This is a genomic window from Hydrogenophaga taeniospiralis, assembly GCF_020510445.1.
Classification (GTDB): Bacteria; Pseudomonadota; Gammaproteobacteria; order Burkholderiales; family Burkholderiaceae_C; genus Hydrogenophaga.
The window spans coordinates 237,569-255,843 of sequence record NZ_JAHBAG010000001.1; the positions used below are offsets into that span (position 1 = coordinate 237,569).

General features: G+C 64.7%; 26 protein-coding genes and 1 tRNA gene. 4 read left to right on the forward strand and 23 right to left on the reverse strand.

The genetic code is table 11. The features are described 5' to 3' along the window. Positions 1-2 precede the first annotated feature (2 nt). Complete coding sequence (locus tag KIH07_RS01055; RefSeq protein WP_226490192.1) at positions 3-1,163, reverse strand: Acg family FMN-binding oxidoreductase; 1,161 nt, start codon at positions 1,161-1,163, stop codon at positions 3-5. Between the two features lie 33 nt (positions 1,164-1,196). Next, positions 1,197-2,252: an NAD-dependent epimerase/dehydratase family protein gene (locus KIH07_RS01060; protein WP_226490193.1), complete on the reverse strand. Its 1,056-nt coding sequence runs from the start codon at positions 2,250-2,252 to the stop codon at positions 1,197-1,199. 103 nt (positions 2,253-2,355) lie between these two features. On the opposite strand from KIH07_RS01060, the gene KIH07_RS01065 reads away from it, so the two are divergent. After that, a complete protein-coding gene (locus KIH07_RS01065; RefSeq protein WP_226490194.1) occupies positions 2,356-3,246 on the forward strand; it encodes a LysR family transcriptional regulator in 891 nt (296 codons plus the stop codon). Between the two features lie 32 nt (positions 3,247-3,278). Next, positions 3,279-3,944, forward strand: a complete 666-nt coding sequence (locus KIH07_RS01070; RefSeq protein ID WP_226490195.1) for a glutathione S-transferase — start codon at positions 3,279-3,281, stop codon at positions 3,942-3,944. A 97-nt stretch (positions 3,945-4,041) separates the two neighbouring features. Here the strand turns inward: KIH07_RS01070 and KIH07_RS01075 are convergent, their stop codons facing one another. Further along, positions 4,042-4,854 (reverse strand): UPF0149 family protein, encoded by an 813-nt coding sequence (locus KIH07_RS01075; protein ID WP_226490196.1) that lies wholly within the window; start codon positions 4,852-4,854, stop codon positions 4,042-4,044. Between the two features lie 57 nt (positions 4,855-4,911). On the opposite strand from KIH07_RS01075, the gene KIH07_RS01080 reads away from it, so the two are divergent. Continuing rightward, positions 4,912-6,531, forward strand: a complete 1,620-nt coding sequence (locus KIH07_RS01080; RefSeq protein ID WP_226490197.1) for an FMN-binding glutamate synthase family protein — start codon at positions 4,912-4,914, stop codon at positions 6,529-6,531. Positions 6,532-6,613: 82 nt separating this feature from the next. Further along, complete coding sequence (locus KIH07_RS01085; RefSeq protein WP_226490198.1) at positions 6,614-7,243, forward strand: hypothetical protein; 630 nt, start codon at positions 6,614-6,616, stop codon at positions 7,241-7,243. A gap of 168 nt (positions 7,244-7,411) precedes the next feature. On the opposite strand, the gene KIH07_RS01090 is transcribed toward KIH07_RS01085, so the two are convergent. From KIH07_RS01090 to KIH07_RS01185, 20 genes are all read right to left on the reverse strand, one after another. Then, positions 7,412-7,488, reverse strand: a tRNA-Met gene (locus KIH07_RS01090). A 17-nt stretch (positions 7,489-7,505) separates the two neighbouring features. After that, complete coding sequence (rplQ, locus tag KIH07_RS01095; RefSeq protein WP_177137295.1) at positions 7,506-7,901, reverse strand: 50S ribosomal protein L17; 396 nt, start codon at positions 7,899-7,901, stop codon at positions 7,506-7,508. 73 nt (positions 7,902-7,974) lie between these two features. Next, complete coding sequence (locus KIH07_RS01100) at positions 7,975-8,961, reverse strand: DNA-directed RNA polymerase subunit alpha (protein ID WP_226490199.1); 987 nt, start codon at positions 8,959-8,961, stop codon at positions 7,975-7,977. Between the two features lie 93 nt (positions 8,962-9,054). Continuing rightward, a complete protein-coding gene (gene rpsD, locus KIH07_RS01105) occupies positions 9,055-9,678 on the reverse strand; it encodes a 30S ribosomal protein S4 (RefSeq protein ID WP_068174959.1) in 624 nt (207 codons plus the stop codon). Positions 9,679-9,843: 165 nt separating this feature from the next. After that, positions 9,844-10,248 (reverse strand): 30S ribosomal protein S11, encoded by a 405-nt coding sequence (gene rpsK / locus KIH07_RS01110; RefSeq protein ID WP_068174956.1) that lies wholly within the window; start codon positions 10,246-10,248, stop codon positions 9,844-9,846. 18 nt (positions 10,249-10,266) lie between these two features. Further along, complete coding sequence (gene rpsM / locus KIH07_RS01115) at positions 10,267-10,632, reverse strand: 30S ribosomal protein S13 (protein WP_226490200.1); 366 nt, start codon at positions 10,630-10,632, stop codon at positions 10,267-10,269. Positions 10,633-10,654: 22 nt separating this feature from the next. Then, positions 10,655-10,768 (reverse strand): 50S ribosomal protein L36, encoded by a 114-nt coding sequence (gene rpmJ, locus KIH07_RS01120; RefSeq protein ID WP_084236402.1) that lies wholly within the window; start codon positions 10,766-10,768, stop codon positions 10,655-10,657. A gap of 43 nt (positions 10,769-10,811) precedes the next feature. Then, positions 10,812-11,030: a translation initiation factor IF-1 gene (gene infA, locus KIH07_RS01125; protein ID WP_226490201.1), complete on the reverse strand. Its 219-nt coding sequence runs from the start codon at positions 11,028-11,030 to the stop codon at positions 10,812-10,814. Positions 11,031-11,039: 9 nt separating this feature from the next. Beyond that, on the reverse strand, positions 11,040-12,353 hold the full coding sequence (secY, locus tag KIH07_RS01130; RefSeq protein WP_226490202.1) for a preprotein translocase subunit SecY: 1,314 nt from the start codon (positions 12,351-12,353) through the stop codon (positions 11,040-11,042). Between the two features lie 23 nt (positions 12,354-12,376). After that, on the reverse strand, positions 12,377-12,808 hold the full coding sequence (rplO, locus tag KIH07_RS01135; protein WP_226490203.1) for a 50S ribosomal protein L15: 432 nt from the start codon (positions 12,806-12,808) through the stop codon (positions 12,377-12,379). A 16-nt stretch (positions 12,809-12,824) separates the two neighbouring features. Further along, positions 12,825-13,007 (reverse strand): 50S ribosomal protein L30, encoded by a 183-nt coding sequence (rpmD, locus tag KIH07_RS01140; RefSeq protein ID WP_068174949.1) that lies wholly within the window; start codon positions 13,005-13,007, stop codon positions 12,825-12,827. An 11-nt stretch (positions 13,008-13,018) separates the two neighbouring features. Next, positions 13,019-13,537, reverse strand: coding sequence for a 30S ribosomal protein S5 (gene rpsE, locus KIH07_RS01145; RefSeq protein ID WP_068174947.1), 519 nt, complete (start codon positions 13,535-13,537; stop codon positions 13,019-13,021). A gap of 18 nt (positions 13,538-13,555) precedes the next feature. Beyond that, positions 13,556-13,921 carry a 50S ribosomal protein L18 gene (gene rplR, locus KIH07_RS01150; RefSeq protein WP_068174944.1) on the reverse strand — a complete coding sequence of 122 codons (366 nt, stop codon included), beginning with the start codon at positions 13,919-13,921 and terminating at the stop codon, positions 13,556-13,558. Between the two features lie 11 nt (positions 13,922-13,932). Beyond that, positions 13,933-14,466 carry a 50S ribosomal protein L6 gene (gene rplF, locus KIH07_RS01155; RefSeq protein ID WP_226490204.1) on the reverse strand — a complete coding sequence of 178 codons (534 nt, stop codon included), beginning with the start codon at positions 14,464-14,466 and terminating at the stop codon, positions 13,933-13,935. Between the two features lie 23 nt (positions 14,467-14,489). Next, the gene (gene rpsH / locus KIH07_RS01160) at positions 14,490-14,885 is read right to left on the reverse strand and encodes a 30S ribosomal protein S8 (RefSeq protein ID WP_226490205.1); all 396 of its coding nucleotides are present in this window, start codon (positions 14,883-14,885) and stop codon (positions 14,490-14,492) included. Positions 14,886-14,903: 18 nt separating this feature from the next. Further along, positions 14,904-15,209: a 30S ribosomal protein S14 gene (gene rpsN / locus KIH07_RS01165; RefSeq protein WP_226490206.1), complete on the reverse strand. Its 306-nt coding sequence runs from the start codon at positions 15,207-15,209 to the stop codon at positions 14,904-14,906. An 8-nt stretch (positions 15,210-15,217) separates the two neighbouring features. Then, positions 15,218-15,757 (reverse strand): 50S ribosomal protein L5, encoded by a 540-nt coding sequence (gene rplE / locus KIH07_RS01170; protein WP_226490207.1) that lies wholly within the window; start codon positions 15,755-15,757, stop codon positions 15,218-15,220. Between the two features lie 2 nt (positions 15,758-15,759). Further along, positions 15,760-16,080, reverse strand: a complete 321-nt coding sequence (rplX, locus tag KIH07_RS01175) for a 50S ribosomal protein L24 (protein ID WP_068174934.1) — start codon at positions 16,078-16,080, stop codon at positions 15,760-15,762. 9 nt (positions 16,081-16,089) lie between these two features. Beyond that, a complete protein-coding gene (gene rplN, locus KIH07_RS01180; RefSeq protein ID WP_056268999.1) occupies positions 16,090-16,458 on the reverse strand; it encodes a 50S ribosomal protein L14 in 369 nt (122 codons plus the stop codon). Between the two features lie 204 nt (positions 16,459-16,662). After that, the gene (locus KIH07_RS01185) at positions 16,663-18,249 is read right to left on the reverse strand and encodes a glycerol-3-phosphate dehydrogenase/oxidase (protein WP_226490208.1); all 1,587 of its coding nucleotides are present in this window, start codon (positions 18,247-18,249) and stop codon (positions 16,663-16,665) included. Positions 18,250-18,275 lie beyond the last annotated feature (26 nt).

The window sequence follows — 18,275 nt, forward strand, 5'->3', positions numbered from 1 at the left end:
GCTCAGGTCGGGAGGATGTGCGCGTCCAGCCCGCGCCGCGGCGCCGGCCCGACCGCTGGCGCGTAGCCCAGGCGCGTCCACATCTGCACCGTCTGGCCCGATGAAGAGGCATCCAGCAGGCGGTGGATCGCCGCATAGGACCCGGCCTGCTCGGGGTATTCCTGCAGGGCCTGCTGCAAAGGGTGCATGGACAGGCCCGCGGCCGTGGCGGCGAGCTGCGCACGCACGTAGGCACGGCCCGCGTTCACCTGCGTCGCGCGGTCATTGCCCTGGGTCAGCATCCAGAAAAACGCCGGGGTCGCGGCGATCTTCGCGTTGAAGTCCTCGATCTGGCGTGTGGTGGCGGCGTCCCCCGGCGCCGGTGCCCGGCTGCGGTCGAACAGGCCCACGGCGCTCAGCGCGCGCACCAGCGGATCGTTGAGCGAGAGGCCATCGCGGTGCTCGGCGATCTCCTTCGGCCCGATGCGCAGCACCCGCAGCGATTCGAGCATGGTGCGCGGCGTTTCCAGCTCGATGCGCCAGGCCTCCATGGCAATGCGGCGGTGCTGCGCCAGCGCCTCGGCCTGCGCCGCCCCCACGAACCCGGCGCGCACCGCATGGGGCGCGAGGCTGGCGGCGATAGCCTGCAGCGCCGCCGGGTCGGGCTCGCGCGCCTCGTAGGCTTCGCGGTTGGTGTGGCGCTGGAACACCGCCGCAAACAGCGGGTCGGGCTGCAACGAGGCGTCGGGCCGCAATCGGATGTGGGCCGTGGGTCGAGCGTCCAGCGCCTGCGGGCCGAAGGCGCCCTGCGGGAACAGCGTGATCTCGGCACGCAGACCGCGCTGGCGCGCGGCCAGATCCAGCAGTTCCAGGAAAGTGCCCTGGCTCATCATCATCTGGCGCGAGAACGGATCGGTCTCGGGCAGCAGGCGGCTGCGGTCGATGAACAAGGTGATCGCGTCCGGCTCGCGCAGGTCCACCAGCCAGGACTGCAGGTTGTGCGAATGCGGCGCCAGGATGGCGTGGGCCAGCACCCAGCGGCGCGGGTCGGGCTCGTTGCCCGGCCCCTGCCAGGCGGCGATGGCCTCGGGCGGCAATGCGCTGCTGCAGGCCGCCAGGCCGCCCGCGGTGGCGGCCACCACCACGCCGCCACCGGCGATGCGCAAGAAAAGTCGGCGTTGCATGGCGGGCTCCTGTGGGTGGGCGGTCGCGAGGCATCAGGCCGGCGTGGACACAGTGTGCACCCGGGGCTCGGCGACCGCGGGCAGCATGCGCAAATCCTGCAGGGTGTGCGCCAACGCCTGCGGCCAAGGCGTGTGGGGTTCGCTGCCGATCAGCGCCAGCAGGCGGCGGTTGTCCAGCCGGTACGGCCGGTTCCAGAGGTAACGCAGCGCCACCAGCGTGCCCCAGCTCGGCACCAGGGGCCCCAGCAGGGAGAGCAAGGGCCACGGCATGCCACCCACGCGCAGCGGCGCGCCCTCGCGCAACCAGCCCTGCTGCCGGGCCAGCGGCTGCAGGGCATCGACCCAGTCCTGACCCGAGAGGTCGTGGCCACTGAAATGCAGCGATTCGAACGGTGCCATTGCCGCGCGCACGCCGGCCACCGCCACGAACGTTCGGGCCAGGTCGGGCAGGTAGGCCCAAGGCGTGCGCACGTCCAGAGGCCCGGGGAACACCAGCTTGCCGCGCCGCAGGCCGGTGAGCATGGCCAGGTCGAGCCAGGTGCCGCGCCCCTGGCCATAGAAGTTGCCGGCGCGCACGATCACCGCGCGCAACTGGCCCTGGCGGGTGGCCTGCTCCAGCCGCGCTTCCATGTCGGTGCGGATGCGGCCCATGGCCATGCTGGGACGCTGCGGGGAGTCTTCAAGCAGCACGGCCGGCATGGCCTCGCCATGGTTGTACACATTGCCGGGCAGCATGATCGTGGCCCCCAGCGCCTGCGCCACCGCCATGCCGGACCGCAGCAGCGGCCAGGCTTCGCGCGCCCAGGCCTGGCGCGTGTAGTGGTTGGGGTTGAGCGCATGCACCACCACCGAGGCGCCGCCGCCGCGACGCACCTGCGCGACCAGCGCCTCGACCGCCTCCGGGGTGTCCAGCGCCTGCGCCAGCCACCTGACGCCGGGCACCTCGGGGGCCATGGCGCCAGGCCGCATCTGGGCCAGCACGCGCCAGCCGCCGCGCGCAAACGCCTGGGCCGCGGCCAGGCCGAAGCGGCCACGGCCACCGAGGATCAGCACCGTCTCGGCGGCGTGTGAAGAAGGCAGATCGTGCATGAGAGGACTCCATGGGGCACCGACCACCGGCACCATGGGACCGATTGTGGAAACATCCACCCCCATACACAATGGCCCGAAACCGAACACCAGACATACACATATGCATACCGGAGACTTCAACTGGACCTTGATCCGCTCGTTTCTGGCAGCGCTCGACCACGGCAGCCTGATGGCGGCCGCGCGCGCCCTGGCCACCAGCCAGCCCACGGTGGGCCGCCACATCGGGGAGCTCGAAACGCAGCTGGGTGTGGTGCTGTTCGAGCGCACCGGCCGCGGCCTGCTGCCCACCGCCCACGCGCTGCGGCTGGCCGACGCGGCACGCGCCATGTCGGTCGCGGCCGACCAGCTCGCGCGCCAGGCCTCGGGCGCGCAGGCCGACCCGCGGGGCTCGGTGCGCATCAGCGCCAGCCAGCCCGTCACCTGCGTGCTGTTGCCGCCGGTGCTGCTGCAGATGCGCCAGGCGCTGCCCGACATCCAGATCGAGCTGGTGTCGAGCAACGCGGTGAGCAACCTGCTGCAACGCGAGGCCGACATCGCGCTGCGCATGGTGCGACCCGACCAGGGTTCGCTGGTGACCAGGCGTGTCGGGCAGGTCGCCATCGGCGCCTATGCGCACCGGGACTACCTGCGCCGGTGCGGCACGCCACGGGTGCCCGAGGACCTGCTGACCCACGACCTGGTCGGCTACGACCGCAACACCGACATCGTGCAGGGCTTCGCCCGCATGGGCTACCCGATCGAGCGCGAACGCTTCGCGGTGCGCACCGACGACCTCAACGCCTACCAGGCGGCAGTGGACGCGGGGCTGGGCGTGGGTTTTCTGGCCCGCTACGTGGCCCGCCAGAACCCGGACCTGGTGCCGCTCCTGCCCATGCTGCCCATACCGCCGCTGCCCGTGTGGCTGGCGGTGCACCGCGAGATCCGCAGCAACCCGCGCATCCGCGCCGTGTGGGACTTCCTCGCGCGGGCCTTGCCGCAGGCGCTAAGCTGAGCGCCGTTGCCCCTCTCACCCAAGGAAATCCGATGCTCACCGTCCACCACCTGAACAACTCGCGCTCGCAGCGCGTGCTCTGGCTGCTCGAAGAACTGGGCGCGCCCTACGAGATCCAGCGCTACGAGCGCGACCCCGAGACCATGCTGGCGCCCCCCTCGCTGCGCAAGGTGCACCCGCTGGGCAAATCGCCGGTCGTGACCGACGGCCGGGCCACGCTGGCGGAGTCGGGCGCCATCATCGAGTACCTGGTGGAGACTTATGGCGAGGGCCGCCTCGCGCCCGAGGCGGGCACGCCCGCGTTTCAGCGCTACCGCTACTGGCTGCACTACGCGGAGGGCTCGCTCATGCCGCCCCTGCTGCTCAAGCTGGTGTTCGACCAGGTGGAGAAGGCGCCACTGCTGGTGCGCCCGGTGGCCAAGGCGATATCGGCCACGGTCAAGCGCCGCTTCATCACCCCCAACCTCACGCAGCACCTGGATTTCCTGGAGGCCGAGCTGGCCAGTTCACCCTGGTTCGCCGGGCGCTCGTTCAGCGCGGCCGACGTACAGATGAGCTTTCCGGTGGAGGCCGCGGCCGCGCGCGCGGGGCTGGACGAGAGCCGTCCCCAGCTGATGGACTGGCTGCGCCGCATCCACGCTCGACCCGCCTACCAGCGCGCCATCGAGCAGGGCGGCCCGTTCGAGCTGATGGCCTGATCGGCGCCCCTGGAGGGCTTGTTCTGGACTCGTCGAAGGAAGGAGTCGGCCCGAGCGGGAGACGGCGGCCATGCGTGCAGCGCCGCCGCTCGGGGGACTATTCACCCATGCCGTGGCACTTCTTGTATTTTTTGCCGCTGCCACACCAGCAGGGGTCGTTGCGCCCCGGGGTATCGGCCTTGCGCGCGGACGCGATGCGCGGCCCCAGGCTCTGCCAGAGCTGGCGCAGGTCGTACACCGCCCAGATGGCCGCGCCAAACGCGTTCAAGCGCTCGTCGCTCACGCTGGGCGCACCGTCTTCGCTGTGCATGCAGACCGTGGGCGGATCGGTGTCGTCCTCGGTCAGCGCCACGATGGCGTCGAGCGCGTCGTTGAGCCAGCCGGCCGCTTCCTTGTCGCGCGGGGCGGCCCATTCTTCGGGCCAGCTTTCCACCACGAACATGAAGCCCAGGGCCCAGACCTGGCCGAACGCGGGCAAGGCCTGATCGCCCATTTCGGCGCGTGCTTCCTCGGACAGGCTGGCCACCGCGCCGCGCACGTCCATCACCTCGGGGTGGTAGCTGCGTTCGTCTTCGAGTGTCTCGACCGGGGCGCCCAGCGCCGTGGCGACCTCGTTCCAGCGCCGTGTCCACAGCTCCATGAAACGCGCGAACTGCGCGTCGTCCGCGAAATGGGTGTCTTCGGGATCGCTGCCGGGCACGCCCGGCGCGCTGTTGCCGGTGCCGAGCAGCACGGGAAAATACTCGCTGGGCAGGATCAGGCGGCGCGTGCACAGCAGCGCGGCCATGGCACCTTCGCAGAACTCCCACTGCGGCACGTCCTCGCCGCGCGTGCGCAGGTCGTCCAGGATGGCGTCGAGCGCATCAAAATCGTCGTTGTCCATGGGGACGGGCGTGGTATCGGTGTTCATGGGGGAAAACGGCAGCGGGTTTTATGATGCTGGGCAGTGTAAGCCCCCAAGGAACCCATGCTCGAACGCCTCAACGCCATTTATCCGGTGCGCTACACCGCGTTCGCCCTGTGCGTTCTGTGCGCGCTGCTCAGTCTGTTCACGCTGGTGGGCTTTGGGGTCGGGGCACTGGTTTTCGTGTTGTCCACGGGGCTCTCGGTGCTGGGGTTCTGGGACCTGCGCCAGACCAAAAGCTCGGTGCTGCGCAACTACCCGGTCATCGGCCACTTCCGCTTCATGCTGGAAAAGATCCGGCCCGAGATCCGCCAGTATTTTCTGGAGAGCGACACCGAGGCCACGCCGTTTTCGCGCAGCCAGCGCAGCCTGGCCTACGCGCGCGCCAAGGGCGAGACCGACAAACGCCCGTTCGGCACCCAGCGCGACATGCGGGCCGTCGGGCACGAGTGGCTCAACCACTCGCTCGCGCCCACCGCGCTGGACTCGCACGATTTTCGCGTCACCATTGGCGGCCCTGCCTGCACCCAGCCCTACGCGGCCAGCGTGTTCAACATCTCGGCCATGAGCTTCGGCGCGCTGTCGGCCAACGCCATCCAGGCGCTCAACGCGGGCGCCAAGCGGGGCGGCTTCGCGCACGACACGGGCGAAGGCTCCATCTCGGCCTGGCACCGGCTCAACGGCGGCGACCTGATCTGGGAGATCGGCTCGGGCTACTTCGGCTGCCGAGGCGACGACGGGTTGTTCAGCGAGGACAAGTTCAAGGCCAACGCACTCGATGCCCAGGTCCGGATGATCGAGATCAAGCTCAGCCAGGGCGCCAAACCGGGCCATGGTGGCGTGCTGCCGGGCGCCAAGGTGACGCCCGAGATCGCCGCCGCGCGCGGCGTGCCGATCGGCGTGGACTGTGTTTCGCCCGCCGCGCACAGCGCGTTCTCGACCCCCATGGAGCTGATGCAATTCGTCGCGCGGTTGCGCGAGCTCTCGGGCGGAAAACCGACCGGTTTCAAGCTCTGCATCGGCCACCCCTGGGAATGGTTTGCCATCGTCAAGGCCATGCTGGAGACCGGCATCACGCCCGACTTCATCGTGGTCGACGGCGCCGAGGGCGGCACCGGGGCCGCACCACTGGAGTTCACCGACCACGTGGGGGCGCCGCTGCAGGAAGGCCTGCGCCTGGTGCACAACACGCTGGTGGGCGTGAACCTGCGCGACCGCATCAAAATCGGCGCCTCAGGCAAGGTGGTGAGCGCCTTCGACATCGCACGCTGCCTGGCCATCGGTGCCGACTGGTGCAACAGCGCACGCGGCTTCATGTTCGCCCTGGGCTGCATCCAGGCCCAGTCCTGCCACACCGGCCAGTGCCCCACCGGTGTCTCCACGCAGGACCCGGTGCGCCAGCAGGCGCTGGTGGTGCCCGACAAGGCCACACGGGTGTTCAACTTCCATCAGCAGACCCTGAAGGCGCTGCAGGAACTGGTGCAGGCGGCCGGCTTGCAGCACCCGGGCGACATCACGGCGCAACACATCGTGCGCCGCGTCAACGAAAACGAAGTGCGCCTGCTCGCCAACCTGTTGCCCATCACCCAGCCCGGAGCCCTGCTGCAGGGTTCCGAAGGGCAGCACGCGGTGTTCACCACCTACTGGGAACAGGCGCGGGCCGACCGGTTCGGCCTGACCTGACCCGCACGCCACATCGGCCTCCGACGCAGCGCATGGTCTGAGCAACGACATCCCCACCCGTTTCCCACACCAAGGAAAAGACATGCCGTCCAGCCCCCGCTCGCCACAGGTGTCCCCCAACAACCCCTGTCCCTTCCTGAGGGCGCTGGTCGCCCAGGGCCTGCTGGCCGACGACGTGGCCAGCCTCGGGACGGTCACCAGCACCATTGCCGAGGTGGCGAACGCAGGCGATGGACAACCAGCGCTCCCTGCCGCGGCGATCCGGGCGATCGCGCTGCTGGCGAACGGACTCACGCCACTGCAAATGGCGCGCAACGGTTTTGGTGGCCTGCGCTTGAACGAACTGAGGAATGGTCCCTTGGACAAGAAGGGCGCCGGTTCACGCATTCTGGATGCGACGGCCAAGGTCAGCGCGAAAGAGCTCGCACGGCTTGCGGAATTTGCGAGCGAGAAAACCAATGTCGATGGTCGCACCGAACCCGGGCTCGATCTGGAGGAACTGCAGCGCATGATGGACGCCAACTTTGAGCGCGCGGCCGGCAACCGGCGCAGCATCGACAGAAAGCTGATGGACGGCGAATGGCCTATCCTGCTGAAGGTGATGGGCAAACAAGGCAAGACTGGCCGGTACCTCAGCCTCAAAGAAGTGGGGGAGCTGTTTGTCGAACGCCGACTGCCAGAGCGGATGTCGAGGCGACTGACGAAGGTCTGACGAGCGCTCGATCAGGTCGCTACCGATGCGCCCGGCAGAGGGCCTGTGGGATTGGCCCCTCTAACCACCAACAAGGCGCCCCGTTGGAGCCCACGACTTCTGCAGCCCACAAACAAAAAAGCCCACGTTACCGTGGGCTTCAATGACAAGCCAGGGGCTTGATTGGATTGGTTGCGGAGGCAAGATTTGAACTTGCGACCTTTGGGTTATGAGCCCAACGAGCTACCAGGCTGCTCCACTCCGCGTCAAGCCTTGTATTCTATCACGCTTTCGCGTCGTCGGCCGCCGGAGCGGCATCTTCTGCACGATCCACCAGTTCGACCAGCGCCATGGGTGCATTGTCGCCCACGCGGTAGCCCATCTTCAGGATGCGGGTATAGCCACCCGGGCGGGCTGCGAAGCGCGGGCCCAGTTCGTTGAAGAGCTTGACGACCACATCACGGTCGCGCAGGCGGTCAAAAGCCAGACGGCGGTTTGCCACGGTCGCGACCTTGGCCAGGGTGATCATGGGTTCCACGACGCGGCGCAGCTCTTTGGCCTTGGGCACCGTGGTCTTGATGACTTCGTGCGTGAGCAGCGAGTTCATCATGTTGCGCAGCATGGCGAGGCGGTGCTCGCTGGTGCGGTTGAGTTTACGTAGTCCGTGTCCGTGACGCATGGTGATTTCCTTTCAGTGTTTTGCCTCCAGCCGTATCAGGTACTGGAGGTTCGTCAGACTTTGATCGACGAGTTCAGTGTTTGTCGAGACCAGCCGGCGGCCAGTTTTCGAGCTTCATGCCCAAGGTCAGGCCGCGCGAAGCGAGCACTTCCTTGATCTCGTTGAGCGACTTGCGACCCAGGTTGGGGGTCTTCAGCAACTCATTCTCGGTGCGCTGGATCAGATCACCGATGTAATAGATGTTCTCCGCCTTGAGGCAGTTGGCCGAACGGACCGTGAGTTCCAGCTCGTCCACCGGACGCAGCAGGATCGGATCGAACTGCTGCGAGCTGCGCTGGGCCGGCGCGTCAAAGGCGGAGAGTTCCACGCCTTCGAGTTGCGCGAACACCGCCAGCTGTTCCACCAGGATCTTGGCCGACGCGCGCACCGCTTCTTCCGGGCCGATCGAACCATTGGTCTCGATTTCAAGCACCAGCTTGTCCAGGTCGGTACGCTGCTCCACGCGAGCGCTTTCAACGGTGTAGCTCACGCGCTTGACGGGCGAGAACGAAGCGTCGAGCACGATGCGGCCAATCGAACGCGACTGGTCGTCGTTGCGGCGCAGGCTGCCGGGCACGTAACCGCGGCCCTTTTCGACCTTGATCTGCATGTCCAGCTTGGCGCCGGCAGACAGCGTGGCGATCACATGGCCGGGGTTGACGATCTCGACATCGTGCGGCGTCTGAATGTCGGCCGCCGTGACCAGACCTTCACCGTCCTTGCGCAGGCTCAAGGTCACTTCGTCGCGGTTGTGCAACTTGAAGACCACACCTTTGAGGTTCAGCAACATGTTCACGACATCTTCCTGCACACCATCAATGGAGGAGTATTCGTGAACCACGCCGGCAATGGTGACCTCGGTCGGTGCATGCCCGGTCATCGAGGACAGCAAGACCCGGCGCAGGGCATTGCCCAGCGTGTGACCGTAGCCACGTTCAAAAGGCTCGAGCGTCACTTTGGCGCGATGGGTCGACAGTTGCTCGACGTTGATGGTTTTGGGCTTCAGCAGATTGTTCAGCATTCAAACTTCCTTCAGTACCCTCGGCTCGTTACACCGATAAGGCAGACGGAGCATGGCCCGGTCACACCGTGCAGGCGCAGACCGGGAACGAAATTAACGGGAATACAGTTCGACGATCAGCGATTCGTTGATGTCGGCACCGAACTCATCACGGTCGGGCGACTTCTTGAACACGCCTTCGGCCTTGTCCACGGCCACGTCAACCCAGGCGGGGAAACCGATCTGCTTGGCGAGTTCCAGCGCTTCGATCACACGGGCCTGCTTCTTGGACTTCTCACGCACCGCGACCACGTCGCCGGCCTTGACCGAGTAGGAGGGGATGTTGACCGACTTGCCGTTGACGGTGATCGCCTTGTGCGACACGATCTGGCGGGCTTCGGCACGGGTAGAAGCAAAACCCATGCGGAAGACGACGTTGTCCAGACGGGCTTCCAGCAAGAACAACAGGTTGGCGCCGGTGTTGCCGCGGCGACGGTCCGCCTCGGCGAAATAGCGGCGGAACTGACGTTCCAGCACGCCGTATGTGCGCTTGACCTTCTGCTTTTCACGCAGTTGCAGACCGAAGTCCGACGTGCGTTGGCCAGAGGTGCGGCCGTGTTGGCCCGGCTTGGAGTCGAATTTGGCCTTGTCGCTGATCGAACGGCGTGCGCTCTTGAGCAACAGGTCCGAGCCTTCACGGCGGGAGAGTTTGGCCTTGGGGCCGAGGTAACGTGCCACGTTGGTTTCCTTGAATCACACTGCCGCAACCCGATGTTGCGGGAGCCTCCCGTTGGACGGGGGCGGTGGGCTTAGCAAAAATGCCACCGCAGGCGACTGCGGTGGCGCTCGAGAAAAAAGCTTTTGATTGTACCGCGCTGGCGGCACCGCCTCAAATGAGGCGATTTAGATGCGACGACGCTTCTGCGGACGGCAACCGTTGTGCGGCACCGGCGTCACGTCGGCAATCGAGTTGATCCGGATGCCCAACGCACCCAGTGCACGCACCGAGGACTCACGACCCGGGCCCGGGCCCTTGATCTCGACATCCAGGTTCTTGATGCCCTGCTCGATCGCGGCTCGACCCGCGACTTCCGAAGCCACCTGGGCCGCAAAAGGCGTCGACTTGCGCGAACCCTTGAAGCCCTGACCACCCGAAGACGCCCAGGACAAGGCGTTGCCCTGACGGTCGGTGATGGTGATGATGGTGTTGTTGAACGACGCGTGCACGTGGGCAATGCCGTCGGCAATGTTCTTGCGGACTTTTTTGCGAACGCGGGCAGATGCGCTGCTGGAGGGAGACTTAGCCATGAGGATCCTTCAAACCGATTACTTCTTCAGCGACTGGGCCGCCTTGCGGGGACCCTTGCGCGTGCGGGCGTTGGTCTTGGTGCGCTGACCACGGACTGGCAAACCACGACGGTGGCGGAAGCCACGGTAGCAACCAATGTCCATCAAACGCTTGATGTTCATGGTGGTTTCACGGCGCAGGTCACCCTCGATCGTGAACACACCGACCTGGTCACGGACTTTTTCAAGTTCCGCGTCGCTCAAGTCCTTGATTTTCTTGGCGTAGTCGATGCCGCAGGCTTCGCAAATCTTGCGAGCACGGGTACGGCCAATGCCAAAAATTGCCGTCAAGCCGATTTCGGCGTGCTTGTGCGGCGGAATGTTGATGCCTGCAATACGAGCCATGTTGGTCCTCTGAACTTCCGAATCAGCCTTGACGCTGCTTGTGGCGGGGATCGGTGCAAATCACTCGCACGATGCCATGCCGCTTGATGATCTTACAGTTGCGGCACATTTTTTTGACCGAAGCCGAAACTCTCATAGTCTTCTCCTAGATATTCCAAAAATATTCAACCAGCCACCGCTCACTTCGAGCGAAACACAATCCGCGCCCGGGTGAGGTCGTAGGGCGTGAGTTCTACCTTGACCTTGTCACCCGGCAGGATGCGGATGTAATGCATCCTCATCTTGCCGGAGATGTGTCCCAAAACCACATGACCATTTTCGAGCTTGACCCTGAAAGTCGCATTGGGCAGGTTTTCAAGCACCTCGCCCTGCATTTCGATCACATCGTCCTTGGCCATACGCAAAGCTCAAAGGGAGGTTTTGAAATTGGCCTTTTTAAGCAGCGATTCGTATTGCTGCGACATCATGTAGTTCTGCACCTGGGCCATGAAGTCCATGGTGACCACCACGATGATCAACAGTGACGTGCCACCAAAATAGAAAGGCACGTTGTACTTCAGGATCAGAAACTCGGGCAGCAGGCAGACGGCGGTGATATAGATCGCGCCGGCCAGCGTCAGTCGCAACAATATCTTGTCGATGTAGCGGGCCGTCTGGTCACCGGGGCGAATGCCCGGGATGAACGCGCCACTCTTCTTCAGGTTGTCGGCGGTTTCGCGGCTGTTGAACACCAGCGCCGTGTAGAAGAAGCAGAAGAAAACAATGGCCGCAGCGTACAACGCCACATAGATCGGTTGACCCGGCGACAAGGCCGAAGCGATGTCGCGCAGCCAACGGGTCGAGTCGCCGGTGCTCACCCAGCTCACCACCGTGGTGGGCAGCAGGATGATGCTGGAGGCAAAGATCGGCGGAATCACGCCGGCCATGTTCAGCTTGAGCGGCAGGTGCGATGACTGACCGCCATACACCTTGTTGCCCACCTGACGCCGAGCGTAGTTCACCAGAATCTTGCGCTGACCGCGTTCGACAAACACCACGAAGTAGGTGACCAGGATCACCAGCGCGATGATGAAAATCGACACCAGGATGTTCATGGCGCCGGTACGCACCAGTTCAAGCAAGCCACCAATGGCGCTCGGCAGACCCGCCGCGATACCCGCGAAGATCAGGATCGAAATCCCGTTGCCCAGACCGCGCTCGGTGATCTGCTCGCCCAGCCACATCAGGAACATCGTTCCCGCCACCAGGCTGACCACGGCGGTCAGGCGAAAGCCCATACCGGGATCGATCACGAGCCCCTGCTGACCTTCCAGCGCCAGGGCGATGCCCATGGACTGGAAGATGGCCAGGGCCAGCGTGCCGTAACGGGTGTAGGACGTGATCTTGCGACGACCGGCTTCGCCTTCCTTCTTCAGTTGCTCGAACGTAGGCACCACATAGGTCATCAACTGCATGATGATCGACGCCGAGATGTACGGCATGATGCCCAACGCGAACACGGTGAAGCGCGACAACGCTCCGCCCGAGAACATGTTGAAGAGGCTGAGAATACCGCCGGCCTGGCCCTTGAACAGCTGTTCCAGCTGCGCAGGGTCGATGCCGGGCACAGGAATGTGCGCCCCGATGCGGTAAACCACCAGCGCCAACAACAGGAACACCAGCCGGCGACGCAGGTCGCCGAACTTTCCTGTCTTGGCCAGAGTCGTGGATCCAGTTGCCACAGATTGCTTCCGCTGGTGTCGAATCAGGCCAACGAACCGCCAGCGGCTTCGATCGCCGACTTGGCCGCTGCGGTGGCACCGATGCTCTTGAGCGTCACGGCACGCGTGATCTCACCGGTCTTGATGACCTTCACACGACGCGCGATGTGGGCCACGAGGCCGGCCTGCTTGAGCACAAGCAGGTCGATCTCGGCGGCTTCCAGCGCGTTGATGTCGGCCAGGGTCACTTCAGCGTTGAACTGCAGCTGAGCGGATTTGAAGCCACGCTTGGGCAGACGACGCTGCAGAGGCATTTGACCGCCTTCGAAGCCCACCTTGTGGTAGCCACCCGAGCGCGATTTCTGGCCCTTGTGGCCACGACCGGCCGTTTTGCCCAGGCCGGAGCCGATGCCACGGCCGACGCGACGCTTGGCGTGCTTGGCGCCTTCTTGGGGCTTGATGCTATTGAGTTCCATGTCTTGCGACTCCGGTTCAGAGTACCTTGACCAGGTAGCTGATCTTGTTGATCATGCCGCGCACGGCGGGCGTGTCCTGCAGCTCGCTGATGCTGTTGAGCTTGCGCAGACCCAGGCCGCGCACGGTGTCGCGGTGCGACTGCTTGGTACCAATGGGGCTACGCACCAGTTGGACCTTGACGGTGTTTTGTGTGGTCATGATCGCTCCAATCAGCCCAGAATGTCTTCAACCGACTTGCCGCGCTTGGCAGCCACATCGGAGGGCGTGGTCGAATTTTTCAGTGCGTCCAGCGTGGCGCGCACCAGGTTGTAGGGATTGCTCGAGCCATGGCTCTTGGCCACCACGTCGGTGATGCCCAGCACTTCGAACACGGCGCGCATCGGGCCGCCCGCGATGATGCCGGTACCCTTGGAAGCAGGCAGCATCATGACGTTGGAGGCACCATGCTCACCGTGCACGCTGTGGTGCAGCGAACCGTTCTTGAGCGACACCTTGATCATGTTGCGGCGGGCCTGTTCCATGGCCTTCTGCACGGCCACCGGCACTTCACGCGCCTTGCCCTTGCCCATGCCAACGCGGCCGTCGCCGTCACCGACCACGGTCAGTGCTGCGAAACCGAGAATACGACCGCCCTTGACCACCTTGGTCACGCGGTTGATCGCGATCATCTTCTCGCGCAAACCGTCGTCGTTCGCTTCGTTCTTGATGTTTGCCGTAAATTTAGCCATTTTGTGTATTCCGTTTGATCAGAACTGCAGACCGGCCTCGCGGGCCGCGTCTGCCAGGGCTTTCACCCGGCCGTGGTAGGCAAAACCGGAACGGTCGAACGCCACCTTCTCGATGCCGGCGGCCTTGGCCTTTTCAGCGATGCGCTTGCCCACCAGTTGTGCGGCAGCGGTGTTGCCACCCTTGCCGGCGCCACCGATCTGGGCGCGCACCTCGGCTTCGGCCGTGGAGGCGGAGGCCAGCACACGGGTGCCATCGTCGGAGATGACGTTGGCGTAGATGTGCAGGTTGGTGCGGTTCACGGTCAGGCGGACGGCGCCTTGCTGCGCAATACGGATGCGCGTCTGGCGGGCCCGACGGAGACGTTGCTCTTTTTTGGTCAACATGATCCTGATCCTTATTTCTTCTTGGTTTCCTTGATCACGACCTTCTCATCCGCATAGCGGATGCCCTTGCCCTTGTAGGGCTCGGGGGGGCGCACAGCGCGCACCTCGGAAGCGATCTGCCCCACACGTTGGCGGTCGGAACCCTTGATCAGGATTTCGGTCGGCGTCGGGGTTTCCACCTTGATGCCGGCGGGCATGTCCATCACCACGGGGTGAGAGTAGCCCACCGTCAGGTTGAGCTTGGAGCCCTGGGCCTGGGCCTTGTAGCCCACACCGAGGAGCGTCAACTTCTTCTCGAAGCCCTTGCTCACACCGTTGACCATGTTGTTCACCAGCTGACGCATGGTGCCGGACATGGCATTGGCTTCGCGCGACTCATTCACCGGTGTGAACGAGAGCGAGCCAGCGTTGTTTTCGACCTTGACCAGGGCGTTTTCCGCCAGCGCCAGGGCGCCCAGGGCACCCTTGACGTTGATCAGGTTGTCTTTGACGGCCACCTCCACCCCAGCAGGGATGGCGACCGGCAGTTTTCCAATACGTGACATTCAGTTGCTCCTCAATGCCCGCATCAGGCGACGTAACACAGGACTTCACCACCGACACCGGTGGCGCGGGCCTTGCGGTCGGTCATCACGCCCTGGGGCGTGGTGACGATGGCCACACCCAGACCGTTCTGAACCTGGGGAATGGCGTTGCGACCGCGGTAAACACGCAGGCCGGGACGGCTCACGCGCTCGATGCGTTCGATCACGGGACGGCCAGCGTAGTACTTGAGAGCAATCTCAAGTTCGTTCTTGCCGTCGTTGCTCTTGACCTGGAACCCGTCGATGTAGCCCTCGTCCTTCAGGACCTGGGCGATCGCGGTTTTGACCTTCGAAGCCGGCATCGTCACGACGGCCTTCTCGACCATCTGCGCGTTGCGGATGCGGGTCAACATGTCGGCGATAGGATCACTCATGCTCATTTGTGGTTCTCCTAGGGCTTACCAGCTGGCTTTGGTGACACCGGGAATCTCACCGGCGAACGCCATTTCGCGAACCTTGGCACGGGCCAGGCCGAAATAGGCGAAGGTCCCACGCGGACGACCGGTGATCTCGCAGCGGTTGCGCTGGCGGGTCGGGTTCGAATTGCGGGGCAGCTTCTGCAGACCCAGACGGGCCGCGTCACGCTCTTCGTCGGTGCGCTTGGCGTCGTTGGCGACGGCCTTGAGCTCGGTGTATTTCTTGGCGAACTTGGCGGCGAGTTTCTCGCGCTTGAGTTCACGTTGGAGTAGTGCTTGTTTAGCCACGCGCCACCTCAGTTCTTGAACGGGAAACGGAAACCAGCCAGAAGAGCCTTGCACTCTTCGTCGTTCTTGGCGGTCGTCGTGATGCTGATGTTGAGACCGCGCAAGGCATCAACCTTGTCGTACTCGATCTCAGGGAAAATGATCTGCTCTTTGACGCCGATGTTGTAGTTACCGCGGCCGTCAAACGCCTTGCCGGAAATACCGCGGAAGTCACGCACCCGGGGCAGCGCCACGGTCACGAAACGATCGAGGAATTCGTACATGCGGGCGCCACGCAAGGTCACCATGCAACCGATGGGCTGCTGTTCGCGGATCTTGAAGCCCGCAATGGCCTTGCGGGCCTTGGTCACCACCGGCTTCTGGCCAGCGATCTTGGTCAGGTCGCCAACAGCGTTGTCCATGACCTTCTTGTCGGCAACAGCCTCGCTCACACCCATGTTCAGCGTGATCTTGGTGATGCGGGGCACCTCCATGATCGACTTGTAGCCGAACTTCTCGACCAGGCTGGGGGCGATCTTGTCGCGGTAGATTTCTTGGAAACGTGCCATGTTCATGCCACCTTGATTTCTTCGCCGCTGGACTTGAAGACGCGCACTTTCTTGCCGTCGGCCAGGAGCTTGATGCCCACGCGATCCGCCTTGCCCGTGGCGCCATTGAAGATGGCCACATTGGACTGGTGAATCGGCATGGTTTTTTCAACGATGCCGCCGGTCACACCCTTCATGGGGTTCGGCTTGGCGTGCTTCTTGACGATGTTCACGCCCTCAACCACCAGCTTGCTGTCGTCGGCGCGCAGCACAACCTTGCCGCGCTTGCCCTTGTCGCGGCCGGCAATCACGATGACTTCATCGCCACTACGAATCTTGTTCATGATGATTCCTCAGAGAACCTCGGGCGCCAGCGACACGATCTTCATGAACTTCTCGGTGCGCAGCTCGCGCGTGACCGGTCCGAAGATGCGGGTGCCGATGGGCTCCAGCTTGGCATTGAGCAACACTGCCGCGTTGCCGTCGAATTTGATCAGGGCGCCGTCTTGACGACGGATGCCTTTGGCGGTGCGAACCACCACAGCGTTGTAAACCTCGCCTTTTTTGACGCGGCCACGGGGCGCTGCTTCCTTGATGGTGACTTTGATGACGTCACCCACGCTGGCGTAGCGGCGCTTGGAGCCACCGAGCACCTTGATGCACATCACGGACTTGGCGCCCGTGTTGTCAGCAACATCGAGTCGAGATTGCGTTTGGATCATTTGATTTAAGTCCCAACTTGAATCCCCCCAGCCACCACGGCCGGGAGTGATCAGTCTTGGGCCCGTCGTTGCCAGCCGCATCAACCCTGCAGGCCTGCTGCAGACTGGACACGACCCGCGTCGGTGGGCGGATAACTTCGCCTTTTTACAGCGAAGCCGCAGATTATTGCACTACACCTTTGGATTGTCAACCGGCTTTTGCGCTCAACCGGCGGTACGGCTCGGCAAATAGTGGTCGCACAACGACAGGAACCGGTCAAGCTCCGGGTCCGCGACCTGTTCCTGGGTCAGGATGGCCGCGACGTCGGGCGCCATGCCCGCCGCCGCGCGGGCGTCCAGGAACAGGGCCCGCCAACGCCGGGCCAGCACATCCTCCACCGTGTGGGCGTGCTCATGGCGCGCGGCGTAGCGCACCATGGCCTCGGTCAGCCCCATGCCCAATGAGCGGTCGTGCCCCGGGCAGTCCAGCACCCTTTGACGCTCCGTTCCATACAGATGCAGGCCCGGTGGGGCATAGATCGGTGTGGCCGGCGCGCCGGCGGTGGGCGCGCCCAGCAGCGTGTGGCGTTCGCTCAAGCCACCGGGGCGCCGGGGCAGCAGTGCACTGGTAAAGCAACGGTCCAGCACATCTTCGGCCATCGCCCGGTAGGTGGTCCATTTGCCCCCCGTGACGGTGACGAGGCCATTGGCGTCCACCACGATGGTGTGTTCGCGCGACAGGACCTTGGTGCCGCCCTCGGTGGTTTCCGGTGGCGCCACCAGGGGGCGCAGCCCCACCCAGATGCTGCGGATGTCCGCTTTCGTGACCGGGCGGCTCAGCACGTGGCCGGCCTCGCTCAGGATGAAATCCAGTTCCTCGGCAAAGGCATCGGGTTCGCGGGGCAGGTCCTGGCGCGGCGTGTCGGTGGTGCCGAGCACCAGTTTTCCCAACCAGGGCACGGCAAACAGCACCCGGCCATCGCGCGTCTTGGGCACCAGCAGCGCGTGGTCGCCCGGCAGAAAGTCGCGGTCCACCACCACGTGCACGCCCTGGCTCGGGCTGACCATGCGTTTGGGCGCGTCCTGGGCACTGGCGCCGCTGGAATGGGCGCGCAGCTCGTCGACCCAGACGCCGGTGGCATTGACGACACACCGGGCCCGCACTGTGTATTGCTCTTCAGAAAAGCGATCGCTCACATCGAGCTCGGAGACCGGGTGGCCGGCGTCGTCCATACGGCGCACCGCCGTGACCCGGGCGTAGTTCAGCACCAGCGCGCCCGCGGCTTCGGCGGTGCGGGCCAGGGCCAGGGCCAGCCGGGCGTCGTCGAACTGGCCGTCCCAGTACTGCACGCCGCCGTGCAGCCCCTGGGGATTCACCCCGGGCAAGGCCTCCAGGGTCTGCCGGCGGTTCAGGAAGGCGGTGCGACCCAGCCCGGCGCGCCCGGCCATCAGGTCGTACAGCTTGAGCCCCACGCCGTAGAACGGGGTCTGCCACCAGCCGTAGGACGGCATGACGAAGGGCAGCGGCTGCGCCAGGTGGGGCGCGATGCGCAGCACCGTGGCGCGCTCGGCCAGCGCCTCGCGCACCAGGGCCACATTGCCCTGCGCCAGGTAACGCACGCCACCGTGCAGCAGCTTGGTGGAACGGGAAGAGGTGCCGCCGGCGAAGTCGTGCGACTCCAGCAGCACCACGGAGAAGCCGCGCAGCGCGGCATCCAGCGCCACCCCGAGGCCGGTGGCGCCGCCGCCCACCACCGCCAGATCAAACAGGGTTTTTTGGGCCAGCGATTGGAGCAGTTCTGCGCGTTTCATGGTGTTTGGGGTGGCCCCTTGCGCCG

What these genes read in the sequence shown, in the direction of transcription:
- KIH07_RS01055 (WP_226490192.1), bottom strand. Translation starts at nt 1,163, where the DNA reads ATGCAACGCCGACTTTTCTTGCGCATCGCCGGTGGCGGCGTGGTGGTG.
- KIH07_RS01060 (WP_226490193.1), bottom strand. Translation starts at nt 2,252, where the DNA reads ATGCACGATCTGCCTTCTTCACACGCCGCCGAGACGGTGCTGATCCTC.
- KIH07_RS01065 (WP_226490194.1), top strand. Translation starts at nt 2,356, where the DNA reads ATGCATACCGGAGACTTCAACTGGACCTTGATCCGCTCGTTTCTGGCA.
- KIH07_RS01070 (WP_226490195.1), top strand. Translation starts at nt 3,279, where the DNA reads ATGCTCACCGTCCACCACCTGAACAACTCGCGCTCGCAGCGCGTGCTC.
- KIH07_RS01075 (WP_226490196.1), bottom strand. Translation starts at nt 4,854, where the DNA reads ATGAACACCGATACCACGCCCGTCCCCATGGACAACGACGATTTTGAT.
- KIH07_RS01080 (WP_226490197.1), top strand. Translation starts at nt 4,912, where the DNA reads ATGCTCGAACGCCTCAACGCCATTTATCCGGTGCGCTACACCGCGTTC.
- KIH07_RS01085 (WP_226490198.1), top strand. Translation starts at nt 6,614, where the DNA reads ATGCCGTCCAGCCCCCGCTCGCCACAGGTGTCCCCCAACAACCCCTGT.
- rplQ (WP_177137295.1), bottom strand. Translation starts at nt 7,901, where the DNA reads ATGCGTCACGGACACGGACTACGTAAACTCAACCGCACCAGCGAGCAC.
- KIH07_RS01100 (WP_226490199.1), bottom strand. Translation starts at nt 8,961, where the DNA reads ATGCTGAACAATCTGCTGAAGCCCAAAACCATCAACGTCGAGCAACTG.
- rpsK (WP_068174956.1), bottom strand. Translation starts at nt 10,248, where the DNA reads ATGGCTAAGTCTCCCTCCAGCAGCGCATCTGCCCGCGTTCGCAAAAAA.
- rpsM (WP_226490200.1), bottom strand. Translation starts at nt 10,632, where the DNA reads ATGGCTCGTATTGCAGGCATCAACATTCCGCCGCACAAGCACGCCGAA.
- rpmJ (WP_084236402.1), bottom strand. Translation starts at nt 10,768, where the DNA reads ATGAGAGTTTCGGCTTCGGTCAAAAAAATGTGCCGCAACTGTAAGATC.
- infA (WP_226490201.1), bottom strand. Translation starts at nt 11,030, where the DNA reads ATGGCCAAGGACGATGTGATCGAAATGCAGGGCGAGGTGCTTGAAAAC.
- rplO (WP_226490203.1), bottom strand. Translation starts at nt 12,808, where the DNA reads ATGGAACTCAATAGCATCAAGCCCCAAGAAGGCGCCAAGCACGCCAAG.
- rpmD (WP_068174949.1), bottom strand. Translation starts at nt 13,007, where the DNA reads ATGACCACACAAAACACCGTCAAGGTCCAACTGGTGCGTAGCCCCATT.
- rpsE (WP_068174947.1), bottom strand. Translation starts at nt 13,537, where the DNA reads ATGGCTAAATTTACGGCAAACATCAAGAACGAAGCGAACGACGACGGT.
- rplR (WP_068174944.1), bottom strand. Translation starts at nt 13,921, where the DNA reads ATGTTGACCAAAAAAGAGCAACGTCTCCGTCGGGCCCGCCAGACGCGC.
- rplF (WP_226490204.1), bottom strand. Translation starts at nt 14,466, where the DNA reads ATGTCACGTATTGGAAAACTGCCGGTCGCCATCCCTGCTGGGGTGGAG.
- rpsH (WP_226490205.1), bottom strand. Translation starts at nt 14,885, where the DNA reads ATGAGCATGAGTGATCCTATCGCCGACATGTTGACCCGCATCCGCAAC.
- rplE (WP_226490207.1), bottom strand. Translation starts at nt 15,757, where the DNA reads ATGGCACGTTTCCAAGAAATCTACCGCGACAAGATCGCCCCCAGCCTG.
- rplX (WP_068174934.1), bottom strand. Translation starts at nt 16,080, where the DNA reads ATGAACAAGATTCGTAGTGGCGATGAAGTCATCGTGATTGCCGGCCGC.
- rplN (WP_056268999.1), bottom strand. Translation starts at nt 16,458, where the DNA reads ATGATCCAAACGCAATCTCGACTCGATGTTGCTGACAACACGGGCGCC.
- KIH07_RS01185 (WP_226490208.1), bottom strand. Translation starts at nt 18,249, where the DNA reads ATGAAACGCGCAGAACTGCTCCAATCGCTGGCCCAAAAAACCCTGTTT.